Raw genomic sequence first — 17,276 nt, 5'->3', positions numbered from 1 at the left:
CTAGTGGTAAGCCTTATTTAACTGTCAAGCCAGTGCTGCAACTTAGGTTTTAAGGCGGCCATATCAAGCGGTTTAGTTAAATAGTCATCCATACCTGCAGCAATACATTTTTCTCTATCGCCTTGCATGGCATTAGCCGTTAAAGCAATAATTGAAACGCGACTGTATATTTCACCTGCTTCGCCTTGCCTAATTGCTTGCGTGGCTTGGTAACCATCCATTATTGGCATTTGGCAATCCATTAAAATAAGTTTATACGGGTTATTTTGTTTGGCGTTTAGTTTACTAATTGCTTCCTCGCCATTTTCGGCAATATCAAAGGTCACACCCGTTTCTTTTAGTAGTGCAGAGGCCACAACTTGGTTTATTTTATTATCTTCTACTAATAATAAAACGGGTTCTGATGAGTCTGTAATAGGGGCTTTTGTAAGCGTATTAGTGAGTTGCGCCTGATTTAATTGCTGCTCTAAAAACTTTTCATTAGTAAGTGAGTCGAATAAATCCGATGGTGTTAAAGGTTTAAAAATCATGCAGTCAACGTTCATTGCAAGCGTTGAATTTTTTTGCGAGTAACTCATTGGCGCCATAATCACCGACTTACATTTAGATTTGTAAATGAAGTTTTGTAAGGCGGTTGTTTGCGCTTTAGCAGCAACGGAGAAAAAGTGATAATCAACTAAAATTGCATCGTATAAATGAGTCGTATCCGCTAAGTGTGTTAGTACTTCACCGTAGTCATTTATAAACTCGACATGAGCACCCCAAATCAGCAGCTGTTTAGTGGCAATACTGGTATTTAAGTGGCATTCATCAATAATTAAAATACGCTTATTGTTTATTAGATGGCTTGGTAAATCCTGCTCTTTACTTAATCTAGGTTGTATTTTTATATTAAATGAAAACGTACTGCCCTCGCCTTCAACACTGTTAACACTGACGCTTCCACCCATTAATTCGCACAGTTGTTTTACTATAGTTAGGCCAAGGCCTGTGCCGCCAAATTGGCGCGTAGTTGAAGCGTCAGCCTGTGTAAATGAGTTAAACAGAAGTGATTGTTGATTTTTATTGATGCCAATACCGGTATCAATTACTGAGCACTCTAAAAATGAGCCATCGGTGGAGTCGTCCACCCTGGCTATAATAATGACGTCACCGTTTTTAGTAAATTTAACTGCATTACCAATCAGATTATTAAGAATTTGCCTAAGCCTATTCGGATCACTAATTATTTCACTTACTGTAATCTGAGTTGCGTCTAAAATTAGTTTTGTATTGTTTTGCTCTACTTTTAGTGCAAACGATTCAACCACTTCACCTAACAATTTAGGGAGGTTAAATTGAATACTATCAATGTTAAGTTTACCTGCTTCCATTTTAGAAAAGTCTAGTATGTCATTAATAATATTAAGCAATGATTCGGCAGATGATTGCGCAAGCTCTATATGATGCGCCTGTTGTTGATTTAAGCTCGTTTGTTTAATTATATTTAGCATGCCTAGCACCCCATTCATAGGAGTGCGAATTTCGTGGCTCATAGTTGCTAAAAATTCACTTTTTGCTGCCACCGCTTGTTCGGCTAATTCCTTAGCTTCTACTAATTCTTGTTCTGCTTCTATGCGTTGCTGGCTTGAATGTAAACTGCCTATAAGCGTAGCCACTGTGATTAAAAAACTTTCTTCGTTTTTTGTCCACAAGCGTGTGGTTTTGCATTGCTCAGCACATATTATTCCTAATACCCCGTTGCCGGCAGGGATTGTTACGCATAACATCGATTTTATTCCCAATGGCAATAAGTAATATGGCGACAAAGGAGATAGCGCTGAATTATGAATAACGTCGGGAATATTAAATACAGCTTGGTTATCAAGCATATTAAAAAAGTCAGGAAGATGTTTCCTAAGCCAGGTTAGTTCAACGCTTTCGGCTTGTGTTAATTTATTATGCAGTGCGAACGGAATTAACTGTGTGTGATCTTCGTTATAAAAACGAATGCTAGCGCGTTCAATTTTTAAAGCGTGGCAAATAGCTTCAGTGAGTATATCTTTTGATTGGCTAAGTTTACCGTTTAAAATGAGCTTATTAACCGTTAATGAGGCTAACGTTTCATTGTGTAGTGCCGTAAAGCTATTTTCTAATTCAATTTTTTTACGGGTATCAATATTTTGTAGCGAACCAAAGATGCGCACGCATCGACCATTTTTATGTTCAGCTTCTGCATTAACAAGTACCCATACAGCTTCCCCTTCAGCGTTTATTACCTCTAGTTCAACTTCATAACAATGGCCATATTTAATAGCACGTTCGAGTAGAGGTTTGATGGTTTCTCTGCTTTCACCTTCTTTAAAATAGCTTAAATCTTCAGGCCATTGTGGCTGGGTATTGAGTGGGTATTTAAACAGTTTTTTAGTCATATCTGACCAATAAACTTTTTTCGTTTCTAAATTAAACGACCACGCACCTATTTGCGCCAAATCGCTCATGGTTTCTAGCATTTTTTCATTTTTTTGCTGGCGTTCAAGCATTTTTAAAAAAAACCAAAATGCCCATGTAAGTAACGCACAAATAATAATTATTGCTAAACGTAATGGCCAAATTGCTGAGTTGGGTGGGCTCCAGCCCTGCTTTGGTGCAACATATAACTGCCAGTTACCGCCTTGAAAGTTTAGCGAAAATGCGAGAGGGTTTTGACTCAGTATTGTGGCGTCACCAAAAAAAAACTCGCCTTTATCACCCAGCCCATTTCGGCCTTGAAGTGCAACGTTATAATTGTCTTCTAGATCTAAAATACCGGCGTTTTTATAAATTTTATTGATATCTAAAACAACCGATAGTAATCCCCAAAACGTATTCTCTGGCGGAGTATATACAGGCACACGCGCTATGAGTGCTTCTCCACCTTGCACAAGTGTTAATGGGCCTGCCATTATAATTGTATTGGTATCGCGTGCTTTTATTGCATCAGCGCGTTGGTTTTTATTGGTCAGTAAGTTAAGGCCCAGCGCACCTTCGTTGCCTTTAATAGGGTAGGTCATTTTTATAATCATATTGGGTGCACCGCCAATATTTCGAAGTTCTTTTGATGTATTAAAAAGAGGGGCTGCAATTTGTGCAAAGCGTTTTTGATTTAAGTTAGGCTCTGCAGAAACCGCAACGCCTAAACCACGGACTAATTGAATGTTAGAAATTAAAATGGCTTCTAATTGTGCTCTGTAGGTGCTTACTTCAAAGAGTATTTGTAGGCGATGAGCGTCTTTCACGCGATTGTAATTAATGCGCTCTAGTACAACACTAATAAGCAGTAGTAGTGTCATCGATAACCAGAAGGTTCGTTTGTAGTTATGAATATTCGTTTTTTTATTATTAGTTGGCGGCATTAGCTACATTGGCTTGGTTTAGGCTACTCAACTATAGCTATTTATTGTACAAATTAAAATGACGCTTAAACATAAGCGCCATTTTATTTTTATAAATAGCAGTTTAAAACTATGAGTCGCTTACTTCACGTGCCCAATGGTTTTGTTTAGCTACATGTAGTTTACGGTAGCCATCTAGGAGTGCTGCATGCTTTTTAAAGCCATTAAGCGACAAACCAGGGAAGGTTAAACCATTAAATAATGTACGGCCTTCGGCAATTTCAATCGCAATCGTTACGTTGTCGCTGCCAAACATTAAACCAAGTGCATCTTGGTAGTCGGCGTATTCACGCTCGTCATCGTATTTAATTTCAAGAATGGCTTTTAAGCAGCGGAAATGGCGCATTGCCTCTTCGTTTACTTGGCCTGTATGCAGTATCCAATCAACCCAATCAATAGCTTCTTCGCTGCCTGCGGCTAAACAGAGATGCGCTTTAAGCTCACCAATACGTAGCGTATGCCAAGGTGTATCTGCATCGGTTGCAAGGCCAATAAACTCTGCTGCGCGAATAATATCGCTGTGGCCAGCTTCTTCTAGGCTGTCGTAAATGTCCATCCATTGCTCAGCATCGTACTGATCAAGCGATAGGAATGCTTCACGGAATTTAGCGCCTTCGTTGTTGTTACGCCAAATAAGCTCATCTACTGGGTAAATGTCTGACATGCCAGGTACTAAAATACGACATGCATACACGTTTAAGTGCGTGTAATCCATAATGTAAATGTCGTGGTTCATGCTATGAATTAGGTCAGTACAGAAGTTGTATTCTTGCTCTGTTGTACCGCTAAAGTCCCAATGTACAAAGTCAAAATCGGGAGTTGCACGGAAAAAGTCATGCGATATTAAACCGCTAGAATCAATAAAGTGCAGTTCAATGTTTTCAGGCGTTGCTACTTCGTCGTTATCAAACGTGGCTGGCTGGAATACATCAAGCTGATCAAGGCGGCGACCTTGTAGTAACTCGGTAACGGTACGCTCAAGGGCTACTTCAAATGAAGGGTGAGCACCAAACGAGGCAAACACAGAGCCATCTGTTGGGTTAATCAGCGTTACGCTCATTACTGGGTATTTACCGCCTAGTGATGCATCGGCAATACGTAAATGAAAACCATGGCTGCGTAGCTCTTCACATGCTTCGTGAATTTGTGGGTATTGCTTAACAACCTCTTCAGGCACGATTGGCAAACAAATGCCTTCAGCGATGATGCGGTTTTTTATTGCGCGTTCAAATACTTCTGATAAACCTTGTACACGCGCTTCAAATTTGGTGTTACCCGCGCTCATACCGTTAGATACAAAAATATTACCAATCACGTTTACCGGAATGTACACGTCTTGGTTATCGCGTTGGCGCGTGTATGGCAATGTACAAATGCCGCGCTCGTTATTACCTGAGTTAAAATCAAAAAGGTGTGATGCGTTAAGTTCGCGCTCTGGGTCAAAGTAATCCCACAGGCTTTCGTCCATTATGCCCTCAGGCACTTCTTCACCTTCTACTTTAAACCATTTTTCGTTTGGATAATGGGTAAACTCGCCGTTGGCAAATTCTTCACCTAAGTAAAAGTCGGCAAAAAAGTAGTTACAGCTTAAACGCTCAAAGTATTCACCTAGCGCAGAGGCAATAGAGGCCTTATCGGTTGCACCTTTACCATTAGTAAACATAACACCGCAGTCGCTGTCTTTTATATGAACCGAATAACAGTTAGCTACAGGGTTAAGCCAAAGCGCTTCTTCAACATTAATGTTCAGGGCTTTAAGCTTGTTTTGCATGGTAAAGATTGACGATTCTAGATCGCGGTCTTTACCTTTGATAAACGTTTTTTCAGTCATATTGATCTCAACTAGTTCTGCACGATGTGTGGAAGTGACATTATCGTGGATTTTGATGTTTATTTCATCCTTTGCGAGCAAGATCATGATTATTTAATAAAACTGTGGTTATTATATAGGCAACGTAAAGGGGGGAAGGGCAACTCAATGTATAAACTAATCAAACGCTTGTTGTTATTAATTGTAATTTTAGGGCTGGGTGGCACCGCTGTGGTGTATGGGGTACTTAGCTTGAGTTTACCAGCACTTGATGGCAACGGGCGCAGTATGGCAGTAAATGAACCTGTTAAAATTTCTCGCGATACATTGGGCCAAGCTGTTATCAACGCTAAAAACCGCAACGATGCCGCTTACGGATTAGGTTATGCGCACGGACAGGACCGATTCTTTCAAATGGATTTATTAAGGCGCAACGCCGCAGGCGAGCTAAGTGAATTATTTGGCAAGGCGGCCCTTGGACTTGATAAAAAAATGCGCTTTCATCAACTGCGTAAGCGTAGCCGCGCTATTTTACAAACTCTTCCTGAAACCGATAAGCAATTATTAAAAAGCTACGCACAAGGCGTGAACGAAGGGCTGGCACAAGTAGGGTATGCAAGTTTTGAATACCTACTAACAGGCGGGGCGCAAAAACCTTGGCAAAGTGAAGATAGCTTATTAGTGATATTTAGCATGTACTTAGATTTACAGAGCATGACATTTAATCGCGATCAAACTCTGATTCAGCTAGAGCAAATATACAGCAAGAATATGGTTGATTTTTTAACGCAACCTAGTCAATACCAAGCAGCACTTGATGGTAGTAAATTAGCCCCGTTTGTAGGTGAACTGCCGGTTCTCGCAACGCAAACGGCTCATGTTGCAACCCACATTGAAGCCCCTCCAGAGCTTGGTAGTAATAATTGGGCAGTCACCGGAGAGCTTACAAAAACCGGCGCAGGAATGGTGTCTGACGATATGCACTTATCAATGGCAGTACCGGTTATTTGGTACCGAGCACAACTCAATTATATGTTAAATAACAAGCCAATGCAGATAACAGGTGTATCACTTCCTGGCACTCCAGCCATAGTGGTGGGAACAAATAATAAAATTGCATGGGGGTTTACTAACGGTTATTTAGATACCGCTGATTGGATAGCGCTTAATAACGATAGCAAAACATGGCTTGTTGATGAGCCTATTTTATTATCAGAGGGAAGCGCTGAACCTTACTCGTTAATAATGAGCGAATACGGCCCAGTAAAATACATTAACGAAAAGCCTTATGCACTTAGTTGGGCGGCGCATCAACCTTATGCAGTCAACATGCAACTATTAAAGCTTGAGCAGGCAGATACTGTAGACGATGCGCTTGCTCTTGCAAGTGATATTGGTATTCCGGTACAGAACTTAATGGTCGTTGATAGCCAAGGCAATGCGGCATGGAAAAATATAGGCGGTATTCCGGCACGAACAACTGCGAGTGAGTTAAGTGTAAATGCAACGCAGTATTCGGCACTTTTTGAACAAAACGAAATTAATCGCCCATTTGTTAAAAATCCGTCCAGTGGGCGATTATGGACGGGGAATTCTCGGGTTGTATCCGCCAGCGATAATGCACGCTTTGGTAATGGCGGCTATGCATTAGGTGCACGTTCAAGTCAAATTAGAGACCGCTTATTTGAAAAAAACACATTTGCAGAGTCTGACTTTTACGCGCTACAGCTTGATAACCAAGCCCGCTTTTTAATGCCATGGCATGAGCTGTTACTCAAGCAGTTAAACACCAATAAGGTTAAAAATGCGCAGTATATAACAGAGCTTGAAAACTGGCAGCAATGCGCATGTGCTTCTTCGGTAGGTTATACCTTGGTTAAACGCTATCGCGACGAAGTTATTAACCTCGTGTTTAACAATATTGAAGTCACTCTTAATGAGCACAAAGGCACTCTTAAACCTATAAAACGAGGATTAGAGCCTGCGCTTTGGCAACTTATTAACAATAAACCTGCATCTTGGGTTAATTTTCAATTTAATAGTTGGGATGAACAATTAGTGGGTGCTTTTGATAAAGCTGTAAATAAATTGAGTGAGCAATTTGGTACTAATATAAAGCAATGGCAGTGGGGTAAAGTAAACGAGCTGGTAATAGAGCATCCTTTTGCAAAACAAATCCCGCTATTGGCAAAGTTATTTAATATGCCAACTGCTACAGGGTTTGGTGATACTTACATGCCCGCGGTGCAAGGGCGAAATTTTGGTGCATCGCAGCGTTTTATTGCTCAACCTGGGCATTTAGAGCACGCTATTTTAAGTGTGCCGGGTGGGCAGTCGGGACATCCGCTATCAGAGTTTTATAGAGCTGGTTTTAGCGACTATATTGAAGGTAAGCAAACCCCGCTATTGCCACAAACTCTAGCGCATCAAATAGTTATCTCACCAAAATAGTGTGAGCCAAAATGCAAGTAATAACGTTCTATATAACTCTAACAATGGAGAACTAAAATGAAAAAATTACTACCCGCGTTAATGACCAGTTTGCTACTGAACACATCGGCTTATGCAGACGACAACCCCGTCACCGCAGAAAAACTCAGTGAAAGCGTCTATGTATTATTTGGTCAAGGTGGCAACATTGCTGCAAGTGTTGGTGATGACGGTATTTATATTATTGACGACCAATTTGCTAAGCTCTCAGATGATATTAAAAAAACCATTAGTGATTTAAAACCCGGTAGCGCCGAGTTTGTAATTAATACACATCATCATGGCGACCACACCGGCGGTAACGAAAACTTTGCTAAAGCGGGTGCACATGTCATTGCGCACGACAACGTACATAAGCGATTAGAAGAAAAACACGGTGCAAACTCAGATTACCTGCCACGTATTAGTTTTGGCCACGATTTAAAACTGCATTTTAATAACGAACACGCACATGTTGTGCATTATGCGCATGCTCATACCGATGGCGACTCAGTTATATTTTTTAGTAACGACAACATAGTGCACATGGGCGATATTTATTTTAACTTTGGCAGCTTGCCGTTTGTTGATGTAGATAGCGGTGGCAGTGTTGATGGAGTATTAGCGGCGGTTGACGATGTTATTAACCAAATTGACGATAATACTCAAGTTATTCCGGGCCATGGTCCAGTAAGTGACCGTTCAGGGCTGATAACGTATCGTAAGCTGGTGCAAAAGGCCAAAGATGTTATGCTTAAGGCAATGCAAAACGATGCGAGTTTACAGCAAGTGCTTGACGCTGACCCACTATCAGAACTGGGTCTTAAATACGCAAATTGGCTACCAAAAGAGCGAGTAACCACGTTGTTTTATCGTAGCTTAAAGTAACTTGTAAAGTGAGTTAGCACGCATAATATAGTTTATTAAGCTGAGCATTTGCTCAGCTTTTTTGTTCCCATGCCCCAAGGAGTTGTGTATGTCGGCAGAAAAAACCCACCTAGAAATTTGTAACTTGACCAAAGAGCAGTATCCACAAATAAAAACGCTAATGGATCAAGCCTACCCAGACTTAGGTGGCGCATGGCCAAGCCATACTATTTTTAGATTAATTGATCAGTTCCCTGAAGGGCAAATAGGCATAGTGGATGATGGCGTGCTGGTGGGCTTAGCGCTGAGCGTGCAAGTAGACTACGCACGCTTTTCAAATCCGCACACCTACGAAGACATAGCCGACGGCCATGACCGTGTATTTAGCGATACCGATGGGGATGCGCTGTACGGCTTAGATGTTGCTATTAGCGAAACTCACCGAGGCATGCGTTTAGGGCGTCGCCTTTATGATGCCCGTAAAGAATTGTGCCGCCAATATAACTTACGCGCTATTTTAGCTGGTGGCCGTATTCCACGTTATTACAATCACAGCAGTGAAATGACACCAATGGAATACATTGAAAAGGTTGACCAAAAAGAGCTTTACGACCCAATTTTAAGCTTTCAGCTTTCTAACGACTTTCAGGTAAAGCGGTTACTTAAAAAGTATCTCCCGGAGGATCAAGAGTCTGTAGGTTACGCCACCTTACTTGAGTGGAATAACATAATGTATGAGCCTACCGATACCGTGCTCGAGTCAACTAAATCAATCGTGCGTGTAGGCGCGGTGCAATGGCAAATGCGTTGTGTTGATTCGGTTGAAGAAATGCTTAAGCAGGTTGAATACTTTGTAGATACGGTATCTGACTACAAAAGCGATTTTATATTATTTCCTGAGTTTTTTAACGCGCCACTTATGGGCTTAGGCGATCAAAATAATCAAACTGAAGCAATCCGTTATTTAGCAGAATATACAGAGACGTTTAAAAACGCGATGTCGCGTATGGCAATAGAATATAACGCTAATATTATTACCGGATCTATGCCGCTTGCCGAAGACGATAAAATTTATAACGTAAGTTACTTATGTCACCGTAGCGGTAAAATAGACGAGCAGCGCAAAATACACATAACCCCGCATGAGCAAAATGATTGGGTTATTCAAGGCGGCGACAAAATTGCCGTGTTTGATACCGATGCTGGACGTGTAGGTATTCAAATTTGTTACGATGTGGAGTTTCCTGAGCTTTCGCGAATATTAGCCAAACAGGGGCTTGATATACTCTTTGTGCCGTTTTGGACCGATACTAAAAATAGTTATTTACGTGTGCGCCATTGTGCGCAAGCGCGTGCAATAGAAAACGAATGTTATGTGGTTATTGCAGGCTCAGTAGGTAACTTACCTGAGGTAGAAAGCTTAGACGTACAGTACTCGCAATCGGCAGTATTGACGCCGTCTGATTTTTCTTTTCCGCACGATGCAACACTCAATGAAGCCACACCGAATACCGAAATGTTATTATTTAGCGACCTTGATATGGATAAGCTAAAAATCCTTCATAGCGAAGGGACGGTGCGTAATTTAAAAGATCGCCGTGAAGATTTATACGACGTAATTTTGAAAAAGAGAGATGTTTAATGGCATGGGTTTATTTAGTCATTGCAGGCCTGCTTGAAGTAGGCTGGCCAATTGGTTTAAAAATTTCACAACAACCCGACACTCGCTGGCAGGGTATTGCAATGGCTGTGGCGTTTTTAGCAGCCAGTGGCTTTATGTTGTGGCTTGCACAAAAGCAAATATCAATGGGTACTTCCTACGCAGTATGGACCGGAATAGGTGCTGCGGGTACGTTTTTAGTGGGTATATTATTTTACGGTGATGCAGCCACGTTTGGCCGCATTGCAGGTGTACTCATGATTATTTGCGGTGTGATAACGCTAAAAATAAGTTCTTAGCTTATATTTTAAAACGGCGCCTGATTTCACTAGCGCCGTTTTAATTTAAATTAAAAATATTAAGTCGTTTTATTTTCTTCTACCGCTCTTTTTATAATGTTTGCACATTCAATTGGGTGTGTTTGAGCAATAAAATGCCCACCAGATATTGTGACAACCCTTGTATTATTAAATACGCTTTTTACCTCATCAACAGCACGGTTATTAACTAATAAGTCGTTTGTAGGTTTGATATACACCACAGGTGTAGCGTGTATATTTTGAGGTTTACGCAATCGAGATATGTTTTGCAGTCTATTTTTTAGTTTAGCTTTATTTGCGAAACTAATTGATTTAAATACATCTAAAATTTGGCTTTCATTTCCAGAGCTTGCAAACCCCATTTTATTTAATAGCCATATATTTAATTTTGATGCCTTAATGGCAAATATAGGGATTAGATAGGCATACCTTGATAGCGAGCTAGGGGCCGAAATGAAACTTGCTAAAAATATAATCTGCTTTACATTACTACCCAATATATTACATAGCTCATATGCTATTGGCCCAGAGTATGACTCTGCCACAATAAATAATTCAGTACTTTTCAAATGTTCAGCTAAGTATTGCGCTTTTTTAGCATAGCTATCGCCTTCAAGTTCGTCTAAACAGACCACTTGAATATCTAAAGTGACAGGAAGTGCTTTAAGTATTTCTTTAAAAAGCATGCCTGTTCCATCAAGTCCTGGAAGTAGTATTATTTTCAATTAGAATCCTTTTCAATCTATGACGGAAGCATCACCAAAATAGCGGCAATGGCTATTAGGATTAAGCCAGCGGTGTCTTGTTTTTTAAGTGGTTGCTTTAGCCAAAGTACAGCTATTAGCATCGTAAAAAATACTTCAACCTGCCCAAGCGTTTTAACATACGCCACGTGCTGTAAACTCATTGCACTAAACCAGCCAATAGATCCTACACAACTAAAAATACTAATGGCTGTTGTGGTGCCTTTATAATGCCAAAGTTTACTAAGGGTATGTGGCTCTTTAAGTAATAAATAGCCAAGTAATATAAGCGTTTGTGAGCTTATTACAAACAGTAAAACCCATGCAGCCGAGTGCGGAAATAATAACCCTGAATTTAAACTCGCTTCACGTACCCAAAGCGATGTAAGGGCAAAGCTTGTGCCGCAGGCCAGGCCAAGTAACGCTGTTTTAGCATCAAAGTGTTTTACGCTGGTTATACCGCTAAGTAAAAGCACCGCAATAGCGCCTAAAAATACTCCTAACCAGCCAAGTACACTGAGCGCAGAGCCAAAAAATAATACGCCTAAAATAGCCGCGACTAACGCTTCACTTTTAGCAAGCCCTGCACCTACGGCGTAATTGTTCATTTTAAATAGCTTTACCATTAAACCCGTGGCAAGTATTTGCATAACGCTTGCACCAATAATAAATCCCCAAAAGGCATTATTAAACGTAGGCATGGCGGTATCTTGATATTGATAAAGGCCATATAAATAAACGGCAGCAATGGGGCCCGCTAAAATAAAACGTGAAAGGGTAACGCCAGCAACACTTACATTGTTACTTAATTTACTTTGCAGGGCATTTCGCCAGGCTTGCATAAAGGCGGCTAAAAATGTGAAAAAGATCCAAGTCATGGTATTCGTCGGTAAAAAATAAGGTCTTTAAGTTAACAATCTTTAGTGATTAATGCGATGCATTAAGGGTGATAGTGAGTATTCATCATCTGCGACATTATGCCGCACGGCTTTATGAGTAAACTTAGCTATAGTAAGTGTGATGTTATTGTTTAGCCGCCAGCGTATGTCATAAAACGTTTGGGCGGCTTTTTTTGTGCGTGTATGTTATATGTATTGCTAAATAATCTGGTTTTATAATAAGAGAATAAACTATGACAACATTAGTGGTGTGTACATTATTAGCTGTATTAATGCCTTATTTTGCAAAAGTACCTGTGGCCGTTGCGATGGCAAAGCTTGGCCGGTACGACAATAAACACCCTCGTTCCCAGCAAGCAAAACTAACGGGTTTTGGTGCGCGTGCGCTCGCTGCTCATCAAAATTGTTTTGAATCACTTACTGTTTTTGCTGTTGCTATTGCAGTGGTATTGGGTACTAACTCGGTAAATGCAGTAACCGAAACCTTGGCGGTTACTCATATAGTTTCGCGTACATTGTATTGTATTTTTTATTGGTTGAACCTGGATATTATACGTTCGCTTGTATGGTTTATTGGCTTAGGCACTGCCATTGCCATGATTGTAGTGAGTATCTAATTTTATTGTTAAAACCACAAAGCAAGCGGCCTAAAAGGGCGCTTGCTTTGTGCTCTTGCATTACTTAATGGCATAATTCGATAGCATTAATGCGATACTTTAATTCGCTCGATTAAATCGGTATGTGCAACCTCGCTGTTTATAGCAAAATCTAGCTGTACGAGTACATCATCAAAGCCTGCCTCAGACATTTTATATTCCCACTTTGCCAAGGCTTCTTTAGCTGATTTATCAAAAACGTCTGACGGCTTAGATTGAATTACACTAATGTTTTTTGTTCTGCCATTGGCGGCAATATCGTATTTTAATACCACCGAGCCGCTAATGCCTTGCTTAGCTGCTTGGGCAGGATAGCGTGGCTCAATTCGAATTATTGGTGAAATGTGATCGCTTTTAGCACCTTCTACTTGCGGTTGCTTTGCAATAGCGAGCGTACTTAACATGCTTGCTGCAACAAGCAGTAAGCCACCTTTGGCAAAGCGAGAGCGATTGCCACTGTGCTTTATATTGGTAAGTCGTTGTAACATGGTTTTTTTATCTCCGTAGTGTGAATAAGCCATTAGGCCTGCGGGCGTTGTTGCCGCGCAGTTAACTAAGGCTCTGCTGTATAAAATGTGTTGGTGTGTGGTTTTATTGGCAAGTACCCGTTCATCACACGTGAGCTCTTGTAAGCGCCTACAGCTTGCGTATGCCATCCACGCGAGCGGGTTAAACCATAATAAAATAGTAGCCAGTAACAGCAGGGCATTTATTAGGTTATCTTTGCGTTTTATGTGCACAGATTCATGCTCTAAAATAAGCGCCAAAGTGGCTTTATCAAACTGGCTTCTATAATTGCTGGGCAGTATGAGCTTGCTTTGAAAAATACCCACTACCATTGGCGACGCAATATGGTTACTTGTATACGTTTTAACGTGAGAGGTAATGGAGTGCTCGTTATCAACTAAATAATTGATTTGCAGGTTTTTAATAAAGCGAGTGTGAACAATAAACGCAATGGTCAAAAGTAGTAGAGTAACTAATACATAAAGCACAGCCCAATTTAGGCTTAAATTATTAATAAGCGACTGGTTAGGCGTGATCAAATAATGGCTAATAGCACTATTTTGCAGAGGTTTAATGGAGCTCGGTAAGTTTGTAGCCAGTAATGAAGCTGGAATCAGCCATACTAATTTATACACAAAGCATGGGCCAAGCAGCCTTAAACTAAAACGCTCACATACAATAAAGCCACCAAGCATTATGCTGAGCAATAATTGCTGCTCTAGCAACCAGTTAAATAGTGTTTGAATATCCATAGCCAGTCCTTACTTTTGGTTTTTTTCCCAGTCATCAATGACTTTTTTAAGCTCATTTATATCTTGCTGAGAAAGCTGCTCCGATTTAGCAAAATCGCTTACCAGTGGTGCTATGCGGCCACTAAAAAAGCGCTCAATAAAGTTTTGGCTTTCTTTTAGGGTGTAGTCGGCGCGCTCCATGCAGGGGGTATAAATATATTGGCGACCGTCTTTTTCAAACGACAGTGCACCTTTTTTAACTAATCGACCCAGTAAGGTTTTAATGGTTTTTTCGTGCCATTGTTTGTCATCGCTTAAGCGCTCAATAATTTGGCTGGCGGTGGCAGGGTAATTAATCCAAAGTGCGTCAAGTACTTCAAATTCTGCTTTTGATAACTCAATCATTTTATTGCCTACAAATGTAATCTTTAATTTAAGACTACACCTGTAATCTATTTTTGCAAGGTTATTTTTTAATTTTTTTGTGTGCTACTTAAACGAAGGTTAGATTTTTGAAATATCAGTTTTACTAATTTGTATGTAGTGGCTTTCAGGGAGGTTTAGTTTTGAAAGGGGTAGATCGCTAAATTGCACTCTAAATAAATCAATTACTTTAAAGCCGCAGTAATGCGCCATTTTACGTATTTGCCTGTTAAGCCCTTGTTTTAAAATAATACTAAATTGGTTGTCAGCTATTTTAGTTACTTCACACGGTAAGGTTACTTGTTTATCAACAGGGACGCCTGCGGCCATTTTTTCACAAAACGCGTTATTTATAGGTTTATTTACTGTGACTATATAATGCTTAGGCTGGTGGAAGTCAGGATGGATTAGCTGGTTACAAAAATCGCCATCGTTGGTCAAAATAAGCAAGCCCCGAGAGTCTTTATCTAATCGGCCAATAGGGTAAACACGAGTGAGTGTAGGTAAGTGGTGAATAAGGCTTGTAGGGTCATTTTTATTTAATTTACAGTCAATACCTACTGGCTTATGGTACGCAAAATAAACTAAATCAGCTGCGCCTTTAACTGCTTGGTCATTAACTATGACTTCGTCTTGCTCATTAACGTGATCAATATGATTAGCAGGGCGATTATTTACTGTTACCACCCCTTCATCAATTAAACGCGATGCCTGTTTACGTGAGCACACACCGGCATGAGCAATGTATTTAGCCAGTCGGATTTTGGTGCTCATAAAATATACTCGTTGGTTGGCAATAAAAAACTGATCGCGATTATAGCAAAGCTGCGTATCGATATAGCAATATTTAATTTAGGTGAACAAAATGGGTATGAAATTTTCTGAACTAAAAAATCATGAGCCACTACAAAAAGTAGTTGTTCACTCACTAGAAATGGCGCTTTACCAAGTGTCTGTGATTATTAATAACGTTGAATATTACGTAACAGAAGAAGATGGCGAGTTTGTAAGAGCAGTAAGCCCGCTACATGTGCAAAAGCGATTTGAAAAAATAGCGTACGCACAAATGATGCTCCGCCATACAAGTGCTTATGACGAAATGTGTGGTCAACCAGAAAAAACCTCAAGTAATCTGCTTGAAGTGCCCTTTGGTAAAAATAACCTGTTTTGACGGTATGAGTTTGTTAGTATCTGCTTTTTAAGAAGCGCAATATGTACCAATTACAAGCAGACAATAGTGATGCGTTAAACTCAACGTTACGTAGTGAAATGGTTGAATTTAATGCCCAGCATTTCGATGCGCAAAGAGTGCCACTCGGCTACAAGTTTGTTGACGACAGTAACGAATTGGTGGCTGGTATTAGTGGTTGCGTATTTGGTAATTGGCTAATTATAAACTGGCTTTGGTGCAGTGAAAGAGTGCGCAATAAAGGCCTTGCCGGGCATTTACTCGCTGAACTAGAGCAAGCTGCAATATTGCTTGGCGCCAAAAAAGCTCAGCTTGATACACTTGATTTTCAAGCCAAACCTTTTTATGAAAAACGTGGATACAGTGTGAAGTATCAACTTGATAATTACCCACTTTGCGGCACCCGCTACTTTATGGAAAAATTACTTTAATTGATACCGGTACTCTAATTTTTTACTTAGCCCCTAGTTATTTGGCTGTTAACGGCTCGCCTTCAAATGTAACGCCCAAAAATGGGGTCGCCTCTGGCGATAACATAAACGCGCGAATGTTCATATGATCGTCACCGTTAGGATTTTGTAGTACGTCTTCGCGATAAAACTTACCAAAGCAATCTAAAGTGTTTTGCTTGCTAAGCCCATTGAGTTTGGCAAACGCAAAAATTTTACATGAACCGTTATTTTCACTCGCTGAACTCAGCAACCCGTGGTTATTAAAGGCGCAAGCCGTAAAATCGTAATTGGCTTCGATCACCGCCATTGTATCGGTAAATTGAATGTTTTTTGGGTTTTCAGCAAGTGATTTAAGGTATTCGTTTAAAGTCATCATTGTTCCCTAAATTTAATGGGTAAGGGTAATTTACTTAACGCATTTTATGAACGAATAAAATGCGTTAATGCGTGAATATTCTCAATTTCAACATCGGCCAGCCCCTTGTACGTATACTTAGCGCCTTGATCGTTTAACCACACTGATTGACAACCTGCGTTATTGGCGCCTTGTACGTCGGTATCTAGGCTGTCACCAATATGGAGTATGTCGCTTTTGGCGACTTTTAAGTGCGCAGCTGCTTTGTCAAATAAGGTGCTATGAGGTTTAGCTTTACCATGCATGCCCGCTTGTAGGACTAGCTCAAACTTATTGTGTAAATTAAAGCGTTCTATTTCAACATTGCCATTGGTTATGGCGATTAAGGTAAAACGTTGCGCTAAGTTATCAAGTAGCGCTAATACGTCGTCGCTGACTACAATGTTACTGCGTGCATCGGCAAAAGCGTTATAGGCACTACTAGCGTGCAGTTCTACTTCTTGTTCAGTAAATCCCAACTTAGATAGAGCTAAACGCAATGTATGCTTGCGCCACTGCGTTACATTATCTTTAAGCTCGGGTTGTTGTTGAGCGGCAAGTTTTCGGCATTGTTGCCAGTATTGTGGGCCTTGTTCTTGGTAGCGTGGTAATGCATTTAAGTAATTTTGTTGGGCGTTAACAGCTGCTTTTATAATCGGGTGGTTGTTGTATAAGGTGTCGTCTAAATCAAAGCTCATGACAGAAAAAGGGCGTATTGCACGATTAAATCGGATCATTGTAAT

Annotated in this window: 16 protein-coding genes; 7 read left to right on the top strand and 9 right to left on the bottom strand. The window is 40.4% G+C overall.

Annotation, left to right across the window (positions count from 1 at the left end; translation table 11 throughout):
• Positions 1-17: 17 nt before the first annotated feature.
• Positions 18-3,374 (bottom strand): ATP-binding protein, encoded by a 3,357-nt coding sequence (locus AC27I2_RS17330; RefSeq protein ID WP_487204985.1) that lies wholly within the window; start codon positions 3,372-3,374, stop codon positions 18-20.
• Between the two features lie 109 nt (positions 3,375-3,483).
• Positions 3,484-5,244: a 30S ribosomal protein S12 methylthiotransferase accessory factor YcaO gene (gene ycaO / locus AC27I2_RS17325; RefSeq protein ID WP_487204984.1), complete on the bottom strand. Its 1,761-nt coding sequence runs from the start codon at positions 5,242-5,244 to the stop codon at positions 3,484-3,486.
• Positions 5,245-5,391: 147 nt separating this feature from the next.
• Between ycaO and AC27I2_RS17320 the strand changes: the two genes are divergently transcribed.
• The 4 genes from AC27I2_RS17320 (at position 5,392) to AC27I2_RS17305 (ending at position 10,518) form a co-directional block, all read left to right on the top strand.
• Positions 5,392-7,674, top strand: coding sequence for a penicillin acylase family protein (locus tag AC27I2_RS17320; protein ID WP_487204983.1), 2,283 nt, complete (start codon positions 5,392-5,394; stop codon positions 7,672-7,674).
• A 57-nt stretch (positions 7,675-7,731) separates the two neighbouring features.
• The gene (locus tag AC27I2_RS17315) at positions 7,732-8,580 is read left to right on the top strand and encodes an MBL fold metallo-hydrolase (RefSeq protein WP_487204982.1); all 849 of its coding nucleotides are present in this window, start codon (positions 7,732-7,734) and stop codon (positions 8,578-8,580) included.
• An 88-nt stretch (positions 8,581-8,668) separates the two neighbouring features.
• Positions 8,669-10,201, top strand: a complete 1,533-nt coding sequence (locus AC27I2_RS17310) for a GNAT family N-acetyltransferase (protein WP_487204981.1) — start codon at positions 8,669-8,671, stop codon at positions 10,199-10,201.
• Entirely contained in the window at positions 10,201-10,518 is a 318-nt protein-coding gene (locus AC27I2_RS17305) for a DMT family transporter (RefSeq protein WP_219422857.1), read from the top strand. The genes AC27I2_RS17310 and AC27I2_RS17305 overlap by 1 nt, the downstream gene beginning before the upstream one ends.
• A gap of 59 nt (positions 10,519-10,577) precedes the next feature.
• On the opposite strand, the gene AC27I2_RS17300 is transcribed toward AC27I2_RS17305, so the two are convergent.
• Entirely contained in the window at positions 10,578-11,264 is a 687-nt protein-coding gene (locus AC27I2_RS17300) for an alpha/beta fold hydrolase (protein WP_487204980.1), read from the bottom strand.
• A 17-nt stretch (positions 11,265-11,281) separates the two neighbouring features.
• Entirely contained in the window at positions 11,282-12,160 is an 879-nt protein-coding gene (locus AC27I2_RS17295) for an EamA family transporter (RefSeq protein WP_487204979.1), read from the bottom strand.
• Positions 12,161-12,414: 254 nt separating this feature from the next.
• Here AC27I2_RS17295 and AC27I2_RS17290 point away from each other — a divergent pair, with 254 nt between their 5' ends.
• On the top strand, positions 12,415-12,798 hold the full coding sequence (locus tag AC27I2_RS17290) for an MAPEG family protein (RefSeq protein WP_487204978.1): 384 nt from the start codon (positions 12,415-12,417) through the stop codon (positions 12,796-12,798).
• 86 nt (positions 12,799-12,884) lie between these two features.
• Here the strand turns inward: AC27I2_RS17290 and AC27I2_RS17285 are convergent, their stop codons facing one another.
• The 3 genes from AC27I2_RS17285 to AC27I2_RS17275 all read right to left on the bottom strand — a co-directional run bounded on the left by AC27I2_RS17285 (position 12,885) and on the right by AC27I2_RS17275 (position 15,272).
• A complete protein-coding gene (locus tag AC27I2_RS17285) occupies positions 12,885-14,096 on the bottom strand; it encodes a M56 family metallopeptidase (protein ID WP_487204977.1) in 1,212 nt (403 codons plus the stop codon).
• 9 nt (positions 14,097-14,105) lie between these two features.
• Positions 14,106-14,480 (bottom strand): BlaI/MecI/CopY family transcriptional regulator, encoded by a 375-nt coding sequence (locus tag AC27I2_RS17280; RefSeq protein WP_487204976.1) that lies wholly within the window; start codon positions 14,478-14,480, stop codon positions 14,106-14,108.
• Between the two features lie 99 nt (positions 14,481-14,579).
• Positions 14,580-15,272 carry a pseudouridine synthase gene (locus AC27I2_RS17275; RefSeq protein WP_487204975.1) on the bottom strand — a complete coding sequence of 231 codons (693 nt, stop codon included), beginning with the start codon at positions 15,270-15,272 and terminating at the stop codon, positions 14,580-14,582.
• 91 nt (positions 15,273-15,363) lie between these two features.
• Between AC27I2_RS17275 and AC27I2_RS17270 the strand changes: the two genes are divergently transcribed.
• Entirely contained in the window at positions 15,364-15,669 is a 306-nt protein-coding gene (locus AC27I2_RS17270) for a DUF6482 family protein (protein WP_006792473.1), read from the top strand.
• 41 nt (positions 15,670-15,710) lie between these two features.
• On the top strand, positions 15,711-16,118 hold the full coding sequence (locus AC27I2_RS17265; protein WP_487204974.1) for a GNAT family N-acetyltransferase: 408 nt from the start codon (positions 15,711-15,713) through the stop codon (positions 16,116-16,118).
• Between the two features lie 37 nt (positions 16,119-16,155).
• On the opposite strand, the gene AC27I2_RS17260 is transcribed toward AC27I2_RS17265, so the two are convergent.
• Positions 16,156-16,512, bottom strand: a complete 357-nt coding sequence (locus tag AC27I2_RS17260) for a HopJ type III effector protein (RefSeq protein WP_487205043.1) — start codon at positions 16,510-16,512, stop codon at positions 16,156-16,158.
• A gap of 47 nt (positions 16,513-16,559) precedes the next feature.
• On the bottom strand, positions 16,560-17,270 hold the full coding sequence (locus AC27I2_RS17255) for an HAD-IA family hydrolase (protein WP_487204973.1): 711 nt from the start codon (positions 17,268-17,270) through the stop codon (positions 16,560-16,562).
• Positions 17,271-17,276: the final 6 nt, after the last annotated feature.

This window comes from Pseudoalteromonas sp. NH0006-46 (genome assembly GCF_057547735.1).
The sequence above is the reverse complement of the archived record's forward strand: the minus strand, read 5'-3'. Positions and strand labels throughout refer to the sequence as shown.